General features: G+C 53.3%; 17 protein-coding genes. 8 read left to right on the forward strand and 9 right to left on the reverse strand.

The genetic code is table 11. The annotated features are described in order from the left end of the window. Positions 1-3: 3 nt before the first annotated feature. The 4 genes from H7U06_RS01275 to H7U06_RS01290 form a co-directional block, all read right to left on the reverse strand. Entirely contained in the window at positions 4-2,034 is a 2,031-nt protein-coding gene (locus H7U06_RS01275) for a cache domain-containing protein (RefSeq protein ID WP_368492550.1), read from the reverse strand. Positions 2,035-2,046: 12 nt separating this feature from the next. Continuing rightward, positions 2,047-3,435, reverse strand: a complete 1,389-nt coding sequence (locus H7U06_RS01280) for a sigma-54 dependent transcriptional regulator (protein WP_175624424.1) — start codon at positions 3,433-3,435, stop codon at positions 2,047-2,049. Positions 3,436-3,590: 155 nt separating this feature from the next. Next, entirely contained in the window at positions 3,591-3,725 is a 135-nt protein-coding gene (locus H7U06_RS01285; RefSeq protein WP_175624425.1) for an oxalate:formate antiporter, read from the reverse strand. 28 nt (positions 3,726-3,753) lie between these two features. Continuing rightward, positions 3,754-5,157, reverse strand: a complete 1,404-nt coding sequence (locus H7U06_RS01290) for an OFA family MFS transporter (protein WP_175624426.1) — start codon at positions 5,155-5,157, stop codon at positions 3,754-3,756. Positions 5,158-5,596: 439 nt separating this feature from the next. Here H7U06_RS01290 and H7U06_RS01295 point away from each other — a divergent pair, with 439 nt between their 5' ends. The 4 genes from H7U06_RS01295 to H7U06_RS01310 all read left to right on the forward strand — a co-directional run bounded on the left by H7U06_RS01295 (position 5,597) and on the right by H7U06_RS01310 (position 10,609). After that, on the forward strand, positions 5,597-7,621 hold the full coding sequence (locus H7U06_RS01295; protein ID WP_175624427.1) for a TonB-dependent siderophore receptor: 2,025 nt from the start codon (positions 5,597-5,599) through the stop codon (positions 7,619-7,621). A 10-nt stretch (positions 7,622-7,631) separates the two neighbouring features. Next, positions 7,632-8,966 carry an ABC transporter substrate-binding protein gene (locus H7U06_RS01300; protein ID WP_175624428.1) on the forward strand — a complete coding sequence of 445 codons (1,335 nt, stop codon included), beginning with the start codon at positions 7,632-7,634 and terminating at the stop codon, positions 8,964-8,966. Then, positions 8,963-10,336 (forward strand): di-heme oxidoredictase family protein, encoded by a 1,374-nt coding sequence (locus tag H7U06_RS01305; RefSeq protein WP_175624429.1) that lies wholly within the window; start codon positions 8,963-8,965, stop codon positions 10,334-10,336. The genes H7U06_RS01300 and H7U06_RS01305 overlap by 4 nt, the downstream gene beginning before the upstream one ends. 75 nt (positions 10,337-10,411) lie before the next feature. Next, positions 10,412-10,609, forward strand: coding sequence for a hypothetical protein (locus H7U06_RS01310; RefSeq protein WP_041297232.1), 198 nt, complete (start codon positions 10,412-10,414; stop codon positions 10,607-10,609). Positions 10,610-10,675: 66 nt separating this feature from the next. Here the strand turns inward: H7U06_RS01310 and modA (H7U06_RS01315) are convergent, their stop codons facing one another. Continuing rightward, on the reverse strand, positions 10,676-11,509 hold the full coding sequence (gene modA / locus H7U06_RS01315; RefSeq protein ID WP_217703423.1) for a molybdate ABC transporter substrate-binding protein: 834 nt from the start codon (positions 11,507-11,509) through the stop codon (positions 10,676-10,678). Between the two features lie 17 nt (positions 11,510-11,526). Next, complete coding sequence (locus tag H7U06_RS01320) at positions 11,527-13,647, reverse strand: TonB-dependent siderophore receptor (protein WP_175624430.1); 2,121 nt, start codon at positions 13,645-13,647, stop codon at positions 11,527-11,529. A gap of 281 nt (positions 13,648-13,928) precedes the next feature. Here H7U06_RS01320 and H7U06_RS01325 point away from each other — a divergent pair, with 281 nt between their 5' ends. Beyond that, entirely contained in the window at positions 13,929-14,345 is a 417-nt protein-coding gene (locus tag H7U06_RS01325) for a winged helix-turn-helix domain-containing protein (RefSeq protein ID WP_175624431.1), read from the forward strand. A 348-nt stretch (positions 14,346-14,693) separates the two neighbouring features. Then, positions 14,694-14,972: a hypothetical protein gene (locus H7U06_RS01330; protein WP_175624432.1), complete on the forward strand. Its 279-nt coding sequence runs from the start codon at positions 14,694-14,696 to the stop codon at positions 14,970-14,972. Between the two features lie 79 nt (positions 14,973-15,051). Here the strand turns inward: H7U06_RS01330 and H7U06_RS01335 are convergent, their stop codons facing one another. The 3 genes from H7U06_RS01335 to H7U06_RS01345 form a co-directional block, all read right to left on the reverse strand. Beyond that, the gene (locus H7U06_RS01335) at positions 15,052-15,561 is read right to left on the reverse strand and encodes an HPP family protein (protein ID WP_175624433.1); all 510 of its coding nucleotides are present in this window, start codon (positions 15,559-15,561) and stop codon (positions 15,052-15,054) included. Positions 15,562-15,703: 142 nt separating this feature from the next. Further along, positions 15,704-16,906, reverse strand: coding sequence for an NAD-dependent formate dehydrogenase (locus H7U06_RS01340; RefSeq protein WP_012081496.1), 1,203 nt, complete (start codon positions 16,904-16,906; stop codon positions 15,704-15,706). Between the two features lie 149 nt (positions 16,907-17,055). Continuing rightward, complete coding sequence (locus H7U06_RS01345) at positions 17,056-17,994, reverse strand: LysR family transcriptional regulator (protein WP_175624434.1); 939 nt, start codon at positions 17,992-17,994, stop codon at positions 17,056-17,058. 270 nt (positions 17,995-18,264) lie between these two features. Here H7U06_RS01345 and H7U06_RS01350 point away from each other — a divergent pair, with 270 nt between their 5' ends. Beyond that, positions 18,265-19,059, forward strand: a complete 795-nt coding sequence (locus tag H7U06_RS01350) for a TOBE domain-containing protein (protein WP_175624435.1) — start codon at positions 18,265-18,267, stop codon at positions 19,057-19,059. A 30-nt stretch (positions 19,060-19,089) separates the two neighbouring features. Continuing rightward, positions 19,090-19,845: a molybdate ABC transporter substrate-binding protein gene (gene modA, locus H7U06_RS01355; protein WP_175624436.1), complete on the forward strand. Its 756-nt coding sequence runs from the start codon at positions 19,090-19,092 to the stop codon at positions 19,843-19,845. Positions 19,846-19,854 lie beyond the last annotated feature (9 nt).

Raw genomic sequence — 19,854 nt, forward strand, 5'->3', positions numbered from 1 at the left:
ACTTCAAGCCAGCAGTCGTACGGTAAATTCCGTGCCCTGGCCGGGTTCGCTCCTGACCGTGATGGTGCCGCCATAGCGCGCAACCAGCGTGTAGCTGATGGACAGACCCAGACCGGTTCCGCCTTGTCGCTTGGTGGTGAAGAAGGCATCAAAGATATGCGCGATGTCTTCTTGCCGGATGCCGCTGCCGGTGTCTTCTACCCGTATCAGGACACCGCGCGCACCTTTTTCATCTGCCCAATCGCTGGTAACAATAGTCAGCTTGCCGCCATCCTTCATCGCATGTATCGCATTGGTACAGAGATTAATCAACACCTGTTGCAACTCGCCGCGATTGATGGAGACAGACAAGGTCGCTTCTTTTTTATGCACGACGACGATGCGGCTTTGATTCAGTAAATGTCGTACCAGCACCAGCGAGTCGGCAACCACTTCATCGATGTTGACCGTTTCAACGTAACCGGCAAATTCACCCGGGCTGGCAAATTGCAGCAACTTGGTGACGATGGTGTTGATGCGATAGATTTGTTGATCCATCAATTGCAATTCACCTTGTACCGGCTGGACCGCTGCGCCCAGGGTATCGCGCAGCACATCCAGATTGCCTTGCAAGACTGCAACCGGATTATTGATTTCATGCGCGACGCCTGCGGTGATCTCACCGATCGCAGCCAGCTTCTCGGCCAATACCAACTGCTGTTGTGCCTGCACCAGCAATTTATTGGTTTGCTGTAATTCGGCGGTGCGCTCGACTACTTTTTGATCGAGCTCATTACCCCAGCTTTTCAGTTCCGCATTTTGCTGCTGTACGGTATCCAGCAATTCATCGAGATGGCGTGACAGATTGCCCAGCTCATCACGTGCTTGCACGCCACCGGTACGCGCATCCATATCACCCAGCTCTACCGCAGTCATGGTGCGGTTCATGCCCTTCAGCGGTTCGTAGATGCTGCGTGCGACACGCAAGGAGAAGTAAGCACCACCGATACCTATGGCGATAAACAGGAGCGCCAACAGGAGGATGGCGGTTTCCTTGGCCTTGCGGAATGGCTCTTCGAGGTAACCAACGTACAACATGCCGACCCGCTTACCGAAACTGTCGCTGATGGGCTCATATGCCGAGATGTACCAGTCGTGCACAACGAAGGCACGATCCAGCCAGGTCTTGCCATCATTGAGTACATGATCGCGTACGATTTGCGATGCACGCGTACCCAGCGCACGCTTGTTGCCAAACAGGCGCACATTGGTGGCGACGCGCACATCATCGATGAAGAGGGTGGCGGTACCGGCACTACCTTCCGGCAAGGAGCCTTCGGCGTAGACCAGGCTGTTGATGGTATCGACGAAGCTCAGGTTCTGGTTCAACAACATGCCGCCTTCGAGTACACCCAGCAATTTGCCATCGTCGTCATACACTGGCGTTGCCGAGTGGATCACCATGCCGCTCTTCTCTGCAGTCTTTTTGGTGGCGGCTGCATTCGGCGTATTCAGTAATTCTATGTAAGCCTGCTGCGCTGCCTTGTCGCTCAGCTGACGCAACTGCTCTTCGGAGTAGATATCAATCGCGGTCGCTTTCTCACCCTGCAAGGCGCTGTACACCACCGGCCAGCTTTCCGCGATCAGCTCTGCCGGTTTGCCATTGGAAGAGACGATGACGCGTCCTTGCGGATCGAGGAAGTTGAGGAAATCGAGGTCCAGTGATTTTTGCTTTTCCGCCAGCATGCGCTGCAGGTTTGCATTGCCGTCATCACGCACGGTCGTCACGAAGCGATAGGAATCACCGAGGCTGGACACGTCCTGGCCTATGCGCTCGCGCACATGGATGAAGTATTCATGCGCGACCGTCAGGTCGCTGCTGACCTTGAAGGTCAACAAGCGGTCGTAGTAACCGAGACCCCAGTAGAAAATCAGTGAGAAAAGTATCGGCAGCGCCGTCAGCAAAGGTACCAGTGCCACCAGCAATAGCTTGGTGCGTACCGAGACATTGCCAAGGATATGACGGGTAGCGACCCATTGCATGAAACGTCGCACAGTCTTCCGTTTCTATACGCCCCACTCGGCGCATTTGCGCTCGAGGGTCTTGCGTGAAATGCCGAGGCGACGACCAGCCTCGGTTTTATTGCCACCGACTTCGGCCAGTATCTTGAGGATATGTTGTTTCTCGACAGCTTCCAGCGTGACGTCACCGTTCGCGCTTGTAGTTCCGGTATTGGTCGCTGCGGTCACATCGGAGATATTACCGAGGATAAGCCAGCGCTCGATCAGGTTGCGTAGCTCGCGCACATTACCCGGCCAGCTGTATGTCGCCAGTGCAGCGAATAAATTGCTATCCGGTTTCTTCGCTGCCACGCCTAGCTGGTGCGCCAGTTGACGCACAAAGTATTCAGCCAGCGCAGGGATGTCTTCGCTACGTTCACGCAGCGGCGGCATATGCAGTTGCACGACGTTGAGGCGGTAATACAAATCCTGACGGAAGCGCCCTTCCTGCACCGCCTCTTCGACATTGCGATTGGTCGCTGCGATGACGCGTACATCAACGGGTATCTCGCGCTCGGCACCGACCGGACGTATTTTCTTTTCTTCCAGCACGCGCAGCAGTTTGACTTGCATGGTCAATGGCAACTCGGCGACTTCATCGAGGAAGAGGGTGCCGCCTTGTGCGTAAAAGAATAGGCCTTCACGTGATGAAGCTGCGCCACTAAACGCACCTTTCACATGACCGAACAATTCGCTTTCGATGATCTCTGGTGCAACCGCACCGCAATTAACCGGGACAAAATGATTGCCCGAACGATTGCTGAGATTGTGCATCGCGCGTGCGGCGATCTCTTTGCCGGTACCTGATTCGCCGGTGATGAGCACCGTGCTGGGTACGGTCGCCAGGCGCTTGATCGCTTCACGTATCGGTTGCAAGGCGGCTGAAGCACCGATCAATCCATCGACGCCAGCGAGATCCACATGCGTATCCAGCTCGCGGCGCAGGATAAAGTTCTCACGTCGTAGATGCGCACGATCAAAGCAACGACCTATCGCACTCAATATCTGATTAACGCGAAAAGGTTTGAGCAGGAAGTCAGCCGCACCAGCGCGCAGGGCACGGATGGCCGTTTCCAGATCGGCGAATGCGGTGATCAATACCACGTCGTTATGCAAACCCAGTTCGCGTATTTCTTGCAACCAGTCGACACCTGATTTACCCGGTAGCGAGTTATCCAGAATGATCAAATCAAAATGATACTGACCCAGCAATACGTTAGCCGCTTCTACCGACTCCACGGTTTCTACACGACTACAGCGTCCGACCAGCGTACGTTGCAAAAAGCTGCGCATGCCAGGTTCGTCATCCACGATCAGGATGGAGCGCTCTTGCCAACCGCCAAATGCTTCGACGAAAGGCTCTTCTGGATGGTTGACGGGGGTTGCAGCAGTCATAATCAATTTTATGCGGGATGGGCCACGAACTATGGATAAGCTTTTCTTATAACCCATAATTGTTCTTCCTGCAGTAGCCGTCTGGCGAGGCGGCAACAGGGCAGAAAAAAGCGAGGTACATCCAAGTACCTCGCTTTGGCCGGATGCGATGGAATTTAATGGAACAGCGCCATCGCCTTTTGCAGCGTAGACCACACGCCCCAGACCAACGGTATCGTGACGTACGCCCAGAAAATGGCGATCACTGCCGGGCTGGTTTGCTTGCTGCTAACAGATGTATTTGCATTCATATCTTTCTCCTGGTCATGTATCGCAAGCTTAAGCAGCGCTGGCAGCTTGTGCGTTACCGCCGTGCACCGGCTTGTTGGCTTTCGCTGTGTCGTCACGCATATAGTGCTTGGCATCTACCGGCTTGATCAGCATATTGCAGACGAAACCAACCAGCAGCAGACCGGCCATGATGTACATGGTGACGGCATAAGCTTCACCTTTGGCGACACCCTGATCGATCTGGTATTGACGGATGTAATTCACCAGCACCGGACCCAGCACGCCAGCAGCCGACCATGCGGTCAGCAAACGACCATGGATTGCACCGACGAATTTGGTACCGAACAGATCGGCCAGGTACACAGGCACGGTCGAGAAGCCGCCACCGTACATGCTGACGATGATGCCGTAGAAGATCACGAATAGCGCCACGCTACCGCTATGACCGGTGTATGGAATGCATGAGTAGAGGATGATGCCGACGGTAAAGAAGATGAAGTAGGTACGCTTGCGACCGAGGTAGTCAGATGCCGACGACCAGAAGAAACGGCCACCCATATTGAACACGCTCAACAGGCCAACGAAACCAGCAGCTGCTGCGACCGATACAGTGTCCTTGAAGGTTTCCTGGATCATCACCGAAGCCTGACCCAGGACGCCGATACCGGCGGTGACGTTCAGACACAGCACCAGCCACAGCAGATAAAACTGTGGTGTTTTCATCGCTTGTTCAATATCGACGTGGTGCTTGGTAATCATTTTGTTCTCGACCACCGGCGGTACCCAGCCTGCCGGTTTCCAGTCAGGTGGTGGAATGCGGATAGCCAGCGCACCGATTGCCATCGAGATGAAGTAAAGCACGCCCATCACAACGAAGGTTTCCGTTACGCCGACCGAAGTCGCGGTCTTGAAGTGATCCATCAGGTAGACCGACAATGGTGCGCCTATCATCGCGCCGCCGCCGAAACCCATGATGGCCATACCGGTCGCCATGCCGCGACGATCCGGGAACCATTTGATGAGCGTTGAGACCGGTGAAACATAACCGAGACCCAAACCTATGCCGCCGATGACGCCATAACCGAGGTATACCAGCCAGATCTGGTGCAGCGAAACACCGATGGCAGAGATCAAAAAGCCACCGCCGAAGCAGCAGGCTGCAACAAACATGGTCAGGCGTGGACCGACTTTTTCCAGCCATTTACCACCGAAAGCGGCTGCCAAACCCAGGAACACGATGGCAAGACTGAAGATCCAGCCCAGCGTGGTCAGCTTCCAGTCCTCCGGTGCCGGACTGTCTATACCTATCAACTTGGATAAAGGGCCGTTGAATACGCTGAACGCGTAGGCCTGTCCTATACACAGATGAACTGCCAATGCGGCTGGCGGCACCATCCAGCGGTTGAAGCCGGGACCGGCGACACTTTTATCTTTAGCAAAAAAATCGAGCATGTAAATCTCCTCATTTGATCTTGTTCGCAACATCGCTGTGTTGCGAGGCGTTTTTGACGGCGCTCATGCATCGTCTGCGGTGAAGCTTCTTCACCAGGCCCGGATCTATAGGCAATCGACATGCCATGCAGGGAAATCAATACAAGTCATTGATTCTTATTACTTATTGCGACCGCACATTAATTCGGCGCAGGGACAATTTGACCGCGTATAGCGACAATTTGACCCGCTTTAACTAGAAATGATGACTACTCTCAAAACTGCCATGCCTGCGCTCAATCTGTGGCAAATCATCATCAAATCCGGTTAATTTATCGTTAAATCATTATGTCGTTTAAATGCATAACGTATATACTCTCGCTTTTTAAAAATAGGTCGTTATTCCTGAACAGCTACAACGTGGCCGTCAGCGAGGCCATAAAATAGTAGAGGGAGTAAGATGAAATACCCGTTGTCCCGTACCACCATTGCAGCGTCCTTGCTGCTGGCGTTCGGTAGCAGCTTCGCTGCAGAACCGACGAATGAATCCAATGTATTCAAGCTGGGTGAAATCAATGTTGCCGGAACCGGCAGCAAAGCACCTGCCGTCGGTGGCGGCAGTGTCACTCGCGAAGATTTGGATGATTTCAATCGTGAAACCCTGGTTGACGCACTCGACCTGCTGCCTGGCGTGACCACCACAGGCGGTGGTCAGCGTAATGAACGCATGGTGACGGTACGTGGCTTCGATAGCCGTCAGGTGCCAGTCTTCATCGACGGTATTCCGGTCTATGTTCCATATGACGGCAACGTCGATATGTCGCGTTTCACGACTTACGATCTCTCCACCATAGAAGTCGCCAAAGGATTCAGCTCGGTACTGTACGGTTCGAACACCATAGGTGGTGCCATCAACCTGGTGACACGTCGTCCGGTGAAAGCATTTGAAGGCAATGTCGGCGTCGGCATCCGCAGCAACGACAGCTTCAACAGCAATGGCAAGAGTACCAATATCAATCTCGGAACCAACCAGGGCTTGTGGTACGCGCAGTTGGGCTTGTCTTATCTCGACCGCGATGCTTACACGCTGTCGCGCAACTTCCGTCCTGTCGCCGAACAACCGGATCGCGAACGACGCAATTCGTACAGCACAGATAAAAAGCTCAACCTCAAAGTAGGCCTGACACCAAATGCGACTGATGAATACGCACTGAACTACATCAATCAAAAAGGTGAAAAAGGCAGCCCACCATATGCAGGCAAGGTTGATACCGCACGCTATTGGCAATGGCCGGCATGGGATAAAGAGAGTTTGTATTTCATCTCGAATACAGCCATCGGCCAGGCCTCATATATCAAAACCCGTTTGTACTACGACAAGTTCACCAATCGTCTGACTTCGTATGACGATGCAACGTATACCGGCGTGTCTAAAGGCTATGCGTTCCGCAGCTTTTACGATGACCACACGTACGGTGGTAGCGTCGAGCTCGGCACCAAGATTTCGGACGTCAACACCTTGAAGGTTTCCCTGCATGTGAAGAAAGACTTTCACAAGGAACATAACCTCGGTGAGCCGGAACAGCGCTCGGAAGATCGCACCACCTCACTCGGTATCGAAGACACGCACAAGCTGACCAGCAAACTGGATCTGATCGTCGGTGCCAGCTATGACAAACGCAAAGAAGAAATTGCGCAGAAATGGGACAAGACACGCGGCCTGTACAACTTCCCGGTGAAAGATTCGTCGGCCTTCAATCCGCAAGCAGGCTTGATTTATCACACCTCGGAAACCGGTAATGCTTACTTCACGATTGCACGTAAGTCACGCTTCCCGACCATCAAGCAACGTTACTCCGGTGGCCTGGGTACAGCGCTGCCGAATCCTGACCTGAACGTGGAACGCGCGATCAACTATCAATTGGGTATCTCGGAAAAGCTGAACTCAAAAGTCCGGGTCGATGCCGCGATTTTCTATAGTGACATTACCGATATGATGCAGTCGAACATCGTTGCAGGCACCGTATGTCCGGATAGCAAGAATGCCGGTAAAGCCTGTAATCAAATGCAAAACATAGGCAAGGTTTCCAGCAAAGGTATAGAGCTCGGCCTGACAACAGCCGTCAGCAATACGCTGGAACTGGGTGGCAACTACACCTATCTCGACCGCAAAAACAAAACGGATACCAAGTTCCTGACTGATGCCCCTGCGCACAAACTGTTCACCTATGCCAAATGGGCGGCAACACCTAGTATGAATGTGATTGGTAGTGCGGAATACAATTCCAAACGCTATAGCAACGACACGGGTACACGTATTGCAAATGGCTTCAGCATGGTCAACGCAAAGCTGAGCTATACGCTGCAAAAAGATGTAACGCTGGAAGCAGGCGTCAACAATCTGCTGGATCGTAACTACGCGTATTCCGAGGGCTACTACGAAGAAGGCCGTAATTTCTTCGCTAACATGAACTACCGTTTCTAAGAGTTTTACTATGCTACGTACACCATTTTCTCTCGGTAAGCTGTTCGCTACTGCGCTCTTCAGCTTCGTCTCTGTCATCGCTTTGGCGGCAGACAAGCCTGCGGGCAAGGTCGTGGTCATGACCAGTTATCCGGAAGAAGTGGTGTCGCGTTTCGAAGCTGCTTTTGAAAAAGCGCATCCCGGTACGCGCGTCGAAATACTCTGGCGCCGTTCCGGAGATGCCTTGTCTTACTTACGCAAACCGAATCAAGGCAATGTCGATGTCTACTGGACACCGGCACAACGCAATTTTCAAATCCTCGCCCAAGAGGGAGCATTCCGCCGTCCTGATCTGGATATGACGGGTCTGCCTGCCAAAGTCGGCGGCTTTCCTATCTCCGATCCTGCCGGTTTCTATCTCGCCAGTGAAATTGCGGGCTATGGCCTGGCGATCAATCCACAACGCCTGCAAGACAAAAAGTTAGTACAACCACGACAATGGACAGACCTGACCGGTCCCGAGTGGCAAGACGAAATCGTTTTCCCGGTACCGGGCAAGGTCGGCTTCGCACCGATACTGATAGACATCATCCTGCAAGGGTATGGCTGGGATAAAGGCTGGGCGCTACTGCAGGCTATCGGTAGCAACGCGAAACTATTGGGTCAAGGCGGAGCCAATATTTCTGACGACGTACGTAACGGCCAGGCCAGTGTCGGCGTTTCCATCGACTTCTTCATCAAATCAGCTATCGCGAATGGCGCGCCGCTGCAATTTATCTACCCCGGCATTACCGGTTATTCGCCAGCACATGTAGGCATCATGAAAGGCGCACCGAACCCGGAAGCAGCGCGCGCATTTGCTACCTTCGTTTTGTCGGATGAAGGGCAAAAAATCTTGTTCCATCACGACATCCGTAAACTGCCGGTGCGTCCCGCAGTCTATGCGAACAAACCAGCTGGCTACTACGATCCGTTCGAAGCAGCTAAGGCCATGCCGTTTGTGTTTGATACCACGCACGCACTCGCGCGTCAGGGCTTGAACAACACTTTGTACGATGTATTGATCAGCAATGAACATGCGCGCCTGCGTCAGACCAATGACAAAGTCATGCAGGCTGAACGTGCTGCCAACACCGCTGCCTTGAAAGCAAAAGCGGCGCAAGCGCGCAACCTGCTCGATGCGGTGCCAGTAAGCGAAGCTGAAGCCGACAAACTCGCGCCGCAATTTGTGTTTGCCTTCGATGAAACCACAGACACACATCGCAACGACGCCATCACCGCACAATGGACGGCACGCATACGGCAAAACCGTGACCGCGCAGAACAACTGGCGCAAGAAGTATTGAACACCGCAGGTACAAAGTGAAACTTGGGCGTCTTGTTGGCTACCTCGGTATCTTGCCGCTAGCCTTTCTGTTAAGCGGCGCGGCCAGCGTAGATCCGAAAGCATTGAGCGGCGGCACTGCCACCGTGTTTGATGACAGCCGTGAAGCATACTCGCTACCGAGTCCGGTCATGGACCCGGACAATGTCGCCGCATTCGCACAAGGCCGTAGCCTGTTCCGTCAGTCCTGGGTCATCGCTCCGGCGAATGACAGGGCGGCCGGGCTCGGCCCGCTGTACAACCGTATTTCCTGCATCGCCTGTCATGCCAAGAACGGTCGTGGCGGCGCGCCGGATGGTCCCGACGGCACCATGCAGGCGATGCTCTTGCGCCTCAGCATACCCGGCGCCAATCCGCATGGTGGCCCGAAACCACATCCGGCCTATGGCGACCAACTGAATGAACGCGGTGTGCCTGGCGTACCGGGTGAGGGTATAGGCTTTCTGATCTATGACGAGCATGTGGAAACACTGCCTGACGGCACCAAAGTAACGCTGCGCAAACCCAATGTGCATTTCAAGGAAATGGCTTACGGCGCACTCGGCTCAGACATCATGGTGTCACCACGCGTAGGCCCGGTCGTGTACGGCCTGGGGCTGCTGGAAGCAATCAGCGACGACACCATATTGGCCATGGCCAAACAAACCAAACCGGATGGTATCGCAGGGCGCGTGAATATCGTGTGGGACGCGATGGCGCAGAAAGAGGCAATAGGCCGCTTCGGCATGAAAGCAAATGTCGCGACATTGACCGAACAAATCGCCAACGCCTTCTCCGGCGATCTCGGCATTACTTCGCCATTGATGCCGCATGAGAATTGCACCAAGGTACAAACTGCATGTCAGCGTGCTCCGTCCGGTGGCGAACCCGAACTGACACGTGCAGAGTTATATGCGACGGTGTTTTATCAACGCATGTTGGCAGTCCCGGCACGCCGCGATGTGAATGACAAACAAGTCATACACGGCAACCGCTTGTTTGTGCAGGCACGCTGCATAGCCTGTCATGTCGCGCCTTTGCGTACGCGCCCGGATGCTGCGTTACCTGCATTATCAAATCAGTTGATACGGCCTTACACCGATTTGCTGCTGCACGATATGGGGCCGGGCCTGGCCGATGGCCGCAGTGACTACCTGGCGAATGGCAGGGAATGGCGTACGCCACCACTGTGGGGCATAGGTCTGACGCACAAGGTCAATCCAGATGCTGGTTATCTGCACGACGGCCGCGCCCGTACCTTGCTGGAAGCCATCATGTGGCACGGTGGTGAAGGCAATTATTCGAAGGAAGCAGTCCGTGCGATGTCGACCGAAGATCGTACTGCCTTGTTGCGTTTCCTGGAATCACTGTGAGATAAAAATCCTGCTTCCACTATGCGCGCCGACATGTGACACTGTGCACATCAACGCATAAATGGAAGAATCATCATGGCCAAGAAAGAAGAACTCGATCCGGAAACACTCGCACTGATCAACTGGTGCATAGAAGTAGAGGGATTCCTGGTTGCCGGTGGCGCCACCGTAGCAGAAGCACAAGATCATATCGAAGAACAAATCGAATGGTTCACCGACTTGTTCTATGACGGTTTAACGCCTGAAGAAGCGGCGAAGGAAGCATTGGCCTGAAATCTGTGTAATTCAAAAAAAAGCGCGCTCTGTTTAATCAGGCGCGCTTTTTTGTTGGCCGGAGGTTTAGTTTCCGGCGGTAGTCACAGGCGTAAAGCCATATTGCGCAATCAATTTCTGCGCTTGCGGACTCATGAGGAAAAGTGCAAAGCGATACGCTGCCTCATGTGATTTCTTGTCACGGGTGATGACAGTCAAACCATAGTCTGGCGTGACGGCCAGGCCCGCTGGCAATGGCACACTGGTGAACTTGGGGTCTGGCGTTGTTTGACGCGAACTGCAATAGCCGAGTGAAATATGCACCTTCTTGCGGGCAAAGAAGTATTCCATCGCATTCACACCGGCTGGCACCGGTGGATTGTTTTTGCCGCCGACCAGTTGCTGTGCTTTGGCTTCCAGGATGGCCTGCGCACCGGGTCGGAGTTTCTCAGCGCGAGCAAATACCTGCCATGCATAGTCGCCACCCGGATCTGCTTTCGGTGTCGAAGTGCCGAGACCGACCTTGGGATCAAGCAAACGATCCAGTACGTTGTCCGTCGTCAGACCTGACTCCGGCAAGGCCTTCGCACATAGCTGGTTACGTAGCATTACCACCGGTTGCGTTGCCCAGCCTCGATCTGCCAACGCTTGCGGGTGTTCCATATTGGCCGATGCAAAAACGTCGACTTGCTCACCGTTCTCTATGCGTTCACGCAATAGACCAGCAGGGCCGAATTGCGCATCTATCTTTTGTCCGGTCTGCTGCGTGTAGAGTTGCGCTACCGCCGTCATCGCACCGGTCAGGCTACCTGCCGCCAGCACTTTAACCGGTGGCAGTGTCTGAACCGCAGTGTCTGCCCAAGCAGCGCTGCTTAGCAATGCCATCGACCACGCGAGATAGGAAGAATTTATTTTCATCATGGTCCGCTTTCAGGAAATCAGAAATCCATTTGCATCGATGCGCGTATGGTGCGCGGTGCACCCAGCGTGCCTGTACCTGCCCCAGTACCGGTGTAGCCGTTCTGTCCGCTCGGAGTAATGTTGGCCCAGTAGCGCTCATCGGTGACGTTATTGATGGCGAGACGCCAGGTGGTCGGACGACCCATCAGCAAAGTCGAGTAACGTGCGCCCAAATCTGCAACGGTGTAACCATCCACTTTGTAGGTATTGGTGCTGTCGCCCTGACGGCTGCCCGCGTGGTTGACGTTCAGGTTAACAGCGAGACCCGGCACAGCGGCGATGCGATAGTCGAGCAGGATGTTGCCGACGATGCGCGACAAGCCCATGATCTGTTTACCCGCAGTCGTTGCGCTGGCAGTGTTTAGCAAACGTGGATCAAGGTAGGTAAGACCACCATACATGGTGAGGTTGCGTGTCAATGCGCCATTCGCCGTCAGTTCCAGGCCACGGTTACGCTGATCGCCCTGTACCGCAAACACGCCATTCTGCGCGTAAGCAAACGGACGTTCGATCTGGAACAAGGCTGCACCGACATTCACTTTTTCAAATGCGTGTTTGTAACCCAGTTCCCATTGCTTGCTGCGGTAAGGAGCTGTTGTGCTTGTGCCCGAGGTCTCACCTTGCTGCAGACTGTCGGCATAAGATACGTAGACGGTCGTATTCTTTTGCGGCTTGTATGACACAGTCGCATTGCTGCTGAGACCGCTATCGTTGTAGTACTTGCCCGGTGCTGTTGAACCATTCGGATTGTTGCCGCTTTGGTCTATCCAGCTTTTACTGAGGTACAAACCTGCTGACCATTGCTCGTTGAATCCTACCGTGTCGCCAACCGTAATCGCCTGTTGGCGCGTGGTTTGTGCCTTGTAGCGATTCTTGAAGTTGGGAATGTTGCCCGGCTGATTGAAGACGATCGGATTGTTTAAATTTGAGGTACCCAAGCCAATTGCGCCAGTTGTGTATGGCGAGTATCTGTCCCATTCAAAGCCAGTAGTCGACACCACGATATCGTGTGTCATGCCTGCCGCATTCACACGACCATTCAATGCCAGGTTATAGCTAAGGATTTCATCCAGGCTAAAAGTCGTCGTCGCTACTTTGACGCTGTATGCCCCCGCATTGTTGGTCAGGGTATTGGTCGGTACTGTCGACGCACGGTCGCTGCTTTGTTTCAGGATGCCCGCTGTGACGTTCCAGTTTTGATTCAGCCTGTGCTTAAGACGTGCACTATAGGTTTCAGTCACATTGTCATCACCTGCAAATGGCTGGCCGTAGCCTACTCGTTTCGGATCAGGCGCGGCCGGGTACACCACACCCGTACCCAGCTCAAATGTTCCTGGCAAGCCTTTGCTGGTGTAGTGATAACGGCTGATATTTGTTTCCAGCTTGGTGTCGCTGGTGAGCTGCACGTCAAACGCCAGGCTCGCCAGTTTGCGATCCAGCTTGCTGCGATCGACATAGCTTTCACCGCCTTCATCCAACAAGTTGACGCGGAAGCCGAAACGCTTATCTTCACCAAAGCGATCACTAATGTCCGCACTCACCGAGCCCGAGCCCTGGCTGGCGTAGCCAAGCGAGAAGCGACGCAAAGACATTTCGGTAGGGCGCTTCAATACATAGTTGAAAGTACCGGCCGGGCTGGCTGGGCCATATAAGGCACCGGCCAAACCATTCAATACTTCTATACGGTCAAACTGTTCTATCGGGTAATCGGTAGTAGCCGCGATGTTCATGCCATCTATACGGGTGTTCTGCACTACACCTGCCTGCAAGCCGCGCGTTTGCGGACGGATGTTTTCACCTTGCACGGAAGGCATGTAACGGAAGGCTTCGCGCACGCTTTTCAGTTGCTGGTTCTCCAGCAGTTCGGCTGGTACGACATTGATTGCATACGGGGTGTCCAGCACACTTTTCTCGCCGAGCGGGCCCATGCTCGCGGTTTCTGGTTTGTAAGCAGGCGCGCCGGTGCCGACAACATCCACGGTTTCCAGCACGGCTGCCTTGTCAGCAGCGTAGGCAGGGATACTTGCAATGGCGAGCGCCAATACCGTCATACCCGAGACATGACGGGAGAGTGTAGGTTTGTTTTTCAGGGTTTTCATAGTAATCAAAAGAGGGCGACGTAGCACGGTGTTGCCGCACGAGGAGACCTGGTACTGCGGATCTGATACTGCTCAATGTCGGGGAGACATCGGCATCCGGCGCCAGATTCTAATCGATATAACTTTTAACTACATAATGAAAATACGTATGTCGTTGTATTTTTGTTGATATGACGCTGCACGGACTCGCTGGGAAACTGACAAAATCATGCGCATGATTGGTATATTTCAGGCAAATCTGGGCGAAAATACGCCCATTCAGTAAAAGTCCAAGCCAAGCCATGCCTAAAAGCCAGACTAAAAAACCCCAGGCCCCGCAACCACGCGTACGCGTATTGATGGGGGAATTGACCGCGATGGGCCCAGGTCGCGCCGACCTGATCGATGCGATAGAACGTACCGGTTCGATTTCTGCTGCAGGCCGCGAAATGAATATGTCCTACCGCCGTGCATGGACACTGGTGGAAACCACCAATGCGTCCTTCATCGAACCACTGGTAGTGACCAGTACCGGTGGCAGTGGTGGTGGTGGCGCACTGGTCACCGACTTCGGCCGTGGCGTGGTAGAGCGCTATCGCGCGATGGAGCGCAAGGCATCGAAGGCCATCAGCAGTGACTTCGCGGTATTCAGCAAACTCTTATCCACTACGCCGCCACCAGAAAGCAAAGCCAAGGCCAGCAAGACGCCGCAAAAATAAGCCCCGCGCTCATCTGTAGCGATAGGATCAACCTATCGCTACCTGCCTTTTACTTAACAAAAAATTGATACAACCCTGCCGTATTTCGGCTAATCTTTGCTTACGAAACGCAAGGAAACGCTGATAAATACTTGCGTTAGGTAGTACAACGCTATATTCTTACGGATATAGCGAAATCGGTTTAACCCGCGCACTGCGAAATACATACCCTTCCGGCACAATTTTCCACGCTGATAACCGAACGCGTTATTAATTTCTGTCACTGACTTTGCATCGCACGATGCTGATGCAATAGAACCGTCGGTGACTTTGTGTATATCCAGTTGAATCATTAACAGGACGAACATCGTGGCTTTACTTGAGTACAAAGGGTACGTTATTTCGGTAACGGCAACCGAACAGACATGGGGCTTCTCATTCGGGGAGTGGGGTGGGACTTATCGCGTCTGGCATAAGGAAAACCTGGCACCGATAGAAGGCGTGATCGAAGGATGTGAAACCTCTGCGTTTGAAGCGGAGCAGCGCACCTTGCGCATCGTCAAAGTGGCGATCGATGAAGCAACCTCGAAAACCAGCGAACAGTTAATGCAGTCGCTCAGCCAATTGGGCGAACGCTTTGCGATGTAAGCACACCCTGTATCGCATCCATACTTGCAACTGATCTGATGCCTGCACCTGTGACATCAGATCAGCGACACACTCCCGCTTACCAATACTTCGGATACTTATTCTTGCGTACGACGTTGTTGTAGAACATCGCAACCAACACCAGTATGCAAGCTCCTATCAGTGTCGGAAAGATCAAAAAACTCCAGCCTGGCATCGCAAGAAAAACAATCACCGGATTAGAACCTGCCGGCGGATGTACGACACGGAACGCCATCATCACGATGATGGCAGTCGCTACGGCCAGTGCCAATGCCCACCAGTGCTGACCAAATACATTGAGATAAAACAGACCTGACAAACTGCTCAGGAAATGTCCGGCAATAACGTTGCGCGGTTGCGCCAATGGCGTGTCGGGCAAGGCAAAAACAATCACACATGACGCACCAAAAGATCCGAGGATCAGGATCGCCTGCGTGTAGTCCGCTGCCAGTGCAATGACACTGATGGCGATGAAGCCACCGAGGCCGGACAACATAACGTTGGCGAATGTGGGTTGTGGTGGCAGCGACATGCTGCTGCTAAAAAATTTCTTGATGGGATTGGACATGAAAGATCCTGGCGTATAGATGGCTGCGGATACAGCAGCATCTCTAAAGAAAAAAATGCCGACGTCATTACTGCACGTCGGCACTCAGTAAAAATAGTCAGCCACCAGATCCGGTCACCCGGTGGCTTACCGTCAGGTCGAATTACGCTACTTTAAACTTCGCAGCTTCTTCCGAGCCTTTGGTTGCGTTACCGTCACTGTAGGAGTGAGCGCCGACGCCTGCCAGTTTGCCGCCTTGAACGATGAGGTATTCGTCACGGATAGGACGACCTTCAAAGTAGCATTCCAGGATTTCGCGGGTACCTGCTGCGTAACGGGTTTGTGCCGTCAGGCTGGTGCCGGAAATGTGTGGTGTCATGCCGTGGTGCGGCATGGTGCGCCATGGATGGTCTTTTGGTGCTGGTTGTGGGAACCAGACGTCGCCAGCGTAACCCGCCAGTTGACCGCTCTTCAATGCTGCAACAATCGCGTCGCGATCGCACAGTTTGCCGCGTGCGGTGTTGATGATGTACGAACCACGCTTGAAGTTTTTCAAGGTTTTTTCGTTGATCATGTGTTCTGTTTCTGGGTGCAGCGGGCAGTTCAGCGTCACAACGTCACAGACTTTGGTCAGGCTGTCGAGTGTGCTGTGGTAGGTCAGGTTCAGTTCTTTTTCAACTGCTTCTGGCAGACGGTGCCTATCCATGTAGTGCAGTTTGACGTCGAATGGTTTCAACAGACGCAGTACGCGCAGACCGATACGACCAGCAGCAACCGTACCCACGCTCATTGCTTCCAGATCGTAGGAACGTTCTACGCAGTCAGCAATGTTCCAGCCGCCGTTGATCACTTGGTTGTACGAAGGGATGTAGTTACGTACTTGCGACAGGATCATCATGACGACGTGTTCTGCAACGCTATGGCTGTTGCAATAGGTCACTTCGGCAACGGTGATGTTGTGCTTGTTCGCTGCTTCCAGGTCGGTGTGATCGGAACCGATACCAGCTGTCACGATCATTTTCAGTTTCTTGGCTTTAGCGATGCGTTCTGCTGTCATATATGCAGGCCAGAATGGTTGCGAGATGATGATCTCTGCATCGTGCAATTCTTTGTCGAGGACGCTGTCTGCGCCGTCTTTGCTGGAAGTAACAACCAGGGTGTGGCCGTTCGATTCCAGGTATTTACGCAGGCCCAGTTCACCGGATACGCTACCGAGCAGTGTGCCTGGTTTGAAATCGATACCTTTAGGTGTCGGCAGTGTTTGGCCGTCTGGGTAGATCGATGGTTGCGCTACGTCATCACGTGCGTAGGTTTTAGGATAACCGTTGACTGGATCATCATACAAAACACATAAAACTTTTGCCATGTTACTTCTCCATAAGATTGGTTGCATAAAATTGCTGGCTACACCGAATCGAAAATTGCTGGCGGTAGCTGAATTCTCTTTTTCTTCTGCACACGGACATCAAGATGTATGTCCAGCGCAGCCATCTTATGGAGTAAGTTTTTTACGGTCTAATCGTTTGATGTGATGGGCTGATAGCCTCCGCTTATGTATGCATCAAATTGGGCTTGCAGATTGATCTGCTCAGCGATGCTGCGCGCTGCCACCACTATCGGTGAACATGGCTCGTGGTCGAGTGAGATCAAGCCGATTGAACGACTCAATTCAGGCACGATAGGGATCGCCATCATGCCGTCACGCAATTCAAACAGGTAGAGCAAGCTATGCGGCACCACGCTGAATAAATCCGCGTGGCGAACATGGGAATACAAGGCAAATACCGAATCCGTTTCCACCACCACATTCGGATGCACCTCAGCGCGACGAAAAGCCGCATCAACGATGCGACGATTCTGCATATGGGAAGTCAGCAGACACAGCGGCAACTCGGACGCTTCTTCCCAACTTACTTCCTGCTTGCCATCCAGCTCTGTCCCGGCACGCGCCAGCAACATATAGCGTTCGCGATATAAAGGTTGCACATGGAAACCATTGAGTCGCTGGTCTTCCAGATAAGTCAGGCCGACATCCAGTTCAAAGTCGTCCAGCCTGCGCATGATTTCTTCGGTACTTAAAGAAAGCACCAGTTGCCGCAAGTCCGCATGCTGGGCACGGCAACGACCGGTCAGCAAGGAAACAATAGGCATCGTGGTCGGGATTGCTCCCAGGCGTAACGTGCCACTCAGCTTGACGCGCGACATCGATGCCTCCTGCTTCAGGCCTTCCAGTGCCGCCAGCGTCTGCCGCGCCCAGTCCAGGATGCGCTCACCTTCCGGCGTAAAGCCCTGGAAACGCTGGCCGCGCTGCACGATGGCTATGCCCAGTTCGGTTTCCAGATTCCGCACTGCCGCTGACAGCGCCGGTTGCGAGACACAACAAATTTCAGCTGCGCGGGCGAAGTGTTTTTCCCGGGCAAGGGTGACGAGGTAATCGAGCTGACGTACAAACATCGGGATAACCTGTAGAAAAAAGGTGGCAGGACATACGGGGGAGGGAATGCAGGATCTGCTTCATCTTATCCGCTTATGCGCGATTTTCCGGAATGCCCCTGCTGCCAAAGTGCCCAATAGACCAACGGAGTTCACGATACACAAATAGAATGGCAATACTTCACCCTGTTCTCGTTATGTCGTTAAAAGTTATATCGTGTATAGTATCAACTTTTAGAGCGACTTTTGCTGAACAGCCCTTCATCATTTTTTAAAAAGATATCGACTGTTATGAGCAAGACAACTTCGCCCATCAAACTGGAAGGTCTGTCCAAATCGCGCGGCAAGCGCTGGGATCATTTGGAGCTGCTGGAGCGTATCGATGCTTCGGGCTCCATTTCCGCTGCCGCAAGCGCCATGGGCATGAGTTACAAAGCCGCCTGGCAAGCCGTCGAATCGGTGAACAACCTGTCGCACGAACCGCTGGTCATACGCCAGCCGGGTGGCAGCACCGGTGGCGGCACTTGCCTGACCGAGTATGGCAGGCGTGTGGTTGCCACCTATCGCCGCCTCGAGCAGGAGTGGGCAGCAGTACCGGCGGCTATAGGCCGCACCATGGACGATTTTGATCAGTACTACACAATGAGCAGGAGATTCGATATGCAAACCAGCGCACGCAACCAGTTCCTCGGCACCGTCAGCGCCGTCAAGAAGGGCGCGGTCAATGCGGAAGTCATACTCGATATCGGCAATGGTGCCCAATTGGCAGCCATTATCACCAATGACAGCGCAGATCACCTGGCGCTGGAAGTCGGCTCTGAAGCTTATGCGCTGGTGAAGGCGCAATGGATCATCCTCACCGTAGAAACTAATTTCAAAACCAGTGCACGCAATTCCCTGACCGGCACCGTGGTCCGTTGCCAGGAAGGTGCAGTCAATGCAGAAGTCGTGATCGAACTGCCAGGCGGTAAAACCGTGGCAGCCATCATCACCAATGAAAGCGTGAAGACACTCGGTTTAAAAGAAGGTGTACATGCCACAGCCATGATCAAGGCATCGCACATCATTCTGGCGGTGCCCGCCTAAAAGGTTTTTTAACTCGTTTTACTCATCACCATGAAAAAACTTTCGTACTCGCTCCTGTCCGGTTTGCTCGCCCTCGGTATCTCTGCTTCTGCTTCGGCTGAAGAAGTGCAAGTCGCTGTTGCCGCCAACTTCACCGCACCGATGAAAGTCATCGCCGCTGATTTTGAAAAAGCAACCGGCCACAAAGTAACGCCTTCATTCGGCGCTACCGGCAAGTTCTACGCGCAGATCACCAATGGCGCACCTTACGATGTGTTCCTCGCGGCTGATGATGAAACACCAATCAAACTGGAAAAAGAAAACGGCATCGTTGCAGGTTCGCGTTTCACCTACGCGACCGGCAAACTGGTACTGTGGTCAGCCAAGCCAGACTTCGTTGATGCCAAGGGTGAAGTCCTGAAAAAAGGCAACTTCGCACACATCGCCCTGGCCACACCAAAACTGGCTCCTTATGGCCTGGCTGCAGAAGAAGCGATGAAAAAACTGGGCGTGTATGACAGCCTGCAATCCAAATTTGTCCAAGGCGAAAGCATCGGTCAAACCTTCACTTTCATCTCGACCGGCAATGCGGAACTCGGCTTCGTCGCGCTGTCGCAAGTATTTGAAGGCGGCAAAGTAAAAAGCGGTTCGGCATGGATCGTTCCGGCCAATCTGCACAACCCTATCCGCCAGGACGCAGTCATCCTGAACAAAGGCAAAGACAATAAGGCTGCTGCTGAATTCGTCAAATACCTGAAATCGGAACCAGTCAAAGCCATCATCCGTAGCTACGGTTACGACCTGTAAGAGAGGTTC

It is taken from the genome of Herminiimonas sp. Marseille-P9896 (genome assembly GCF_903993245.1).
Lineage (GTDB): Bacteria > Pseudomonadota > Gammaproteobacteria > Burkholderiales > Burkholderiaceae_D > Oxalicibacterium > Oxalicibacterium contaminans.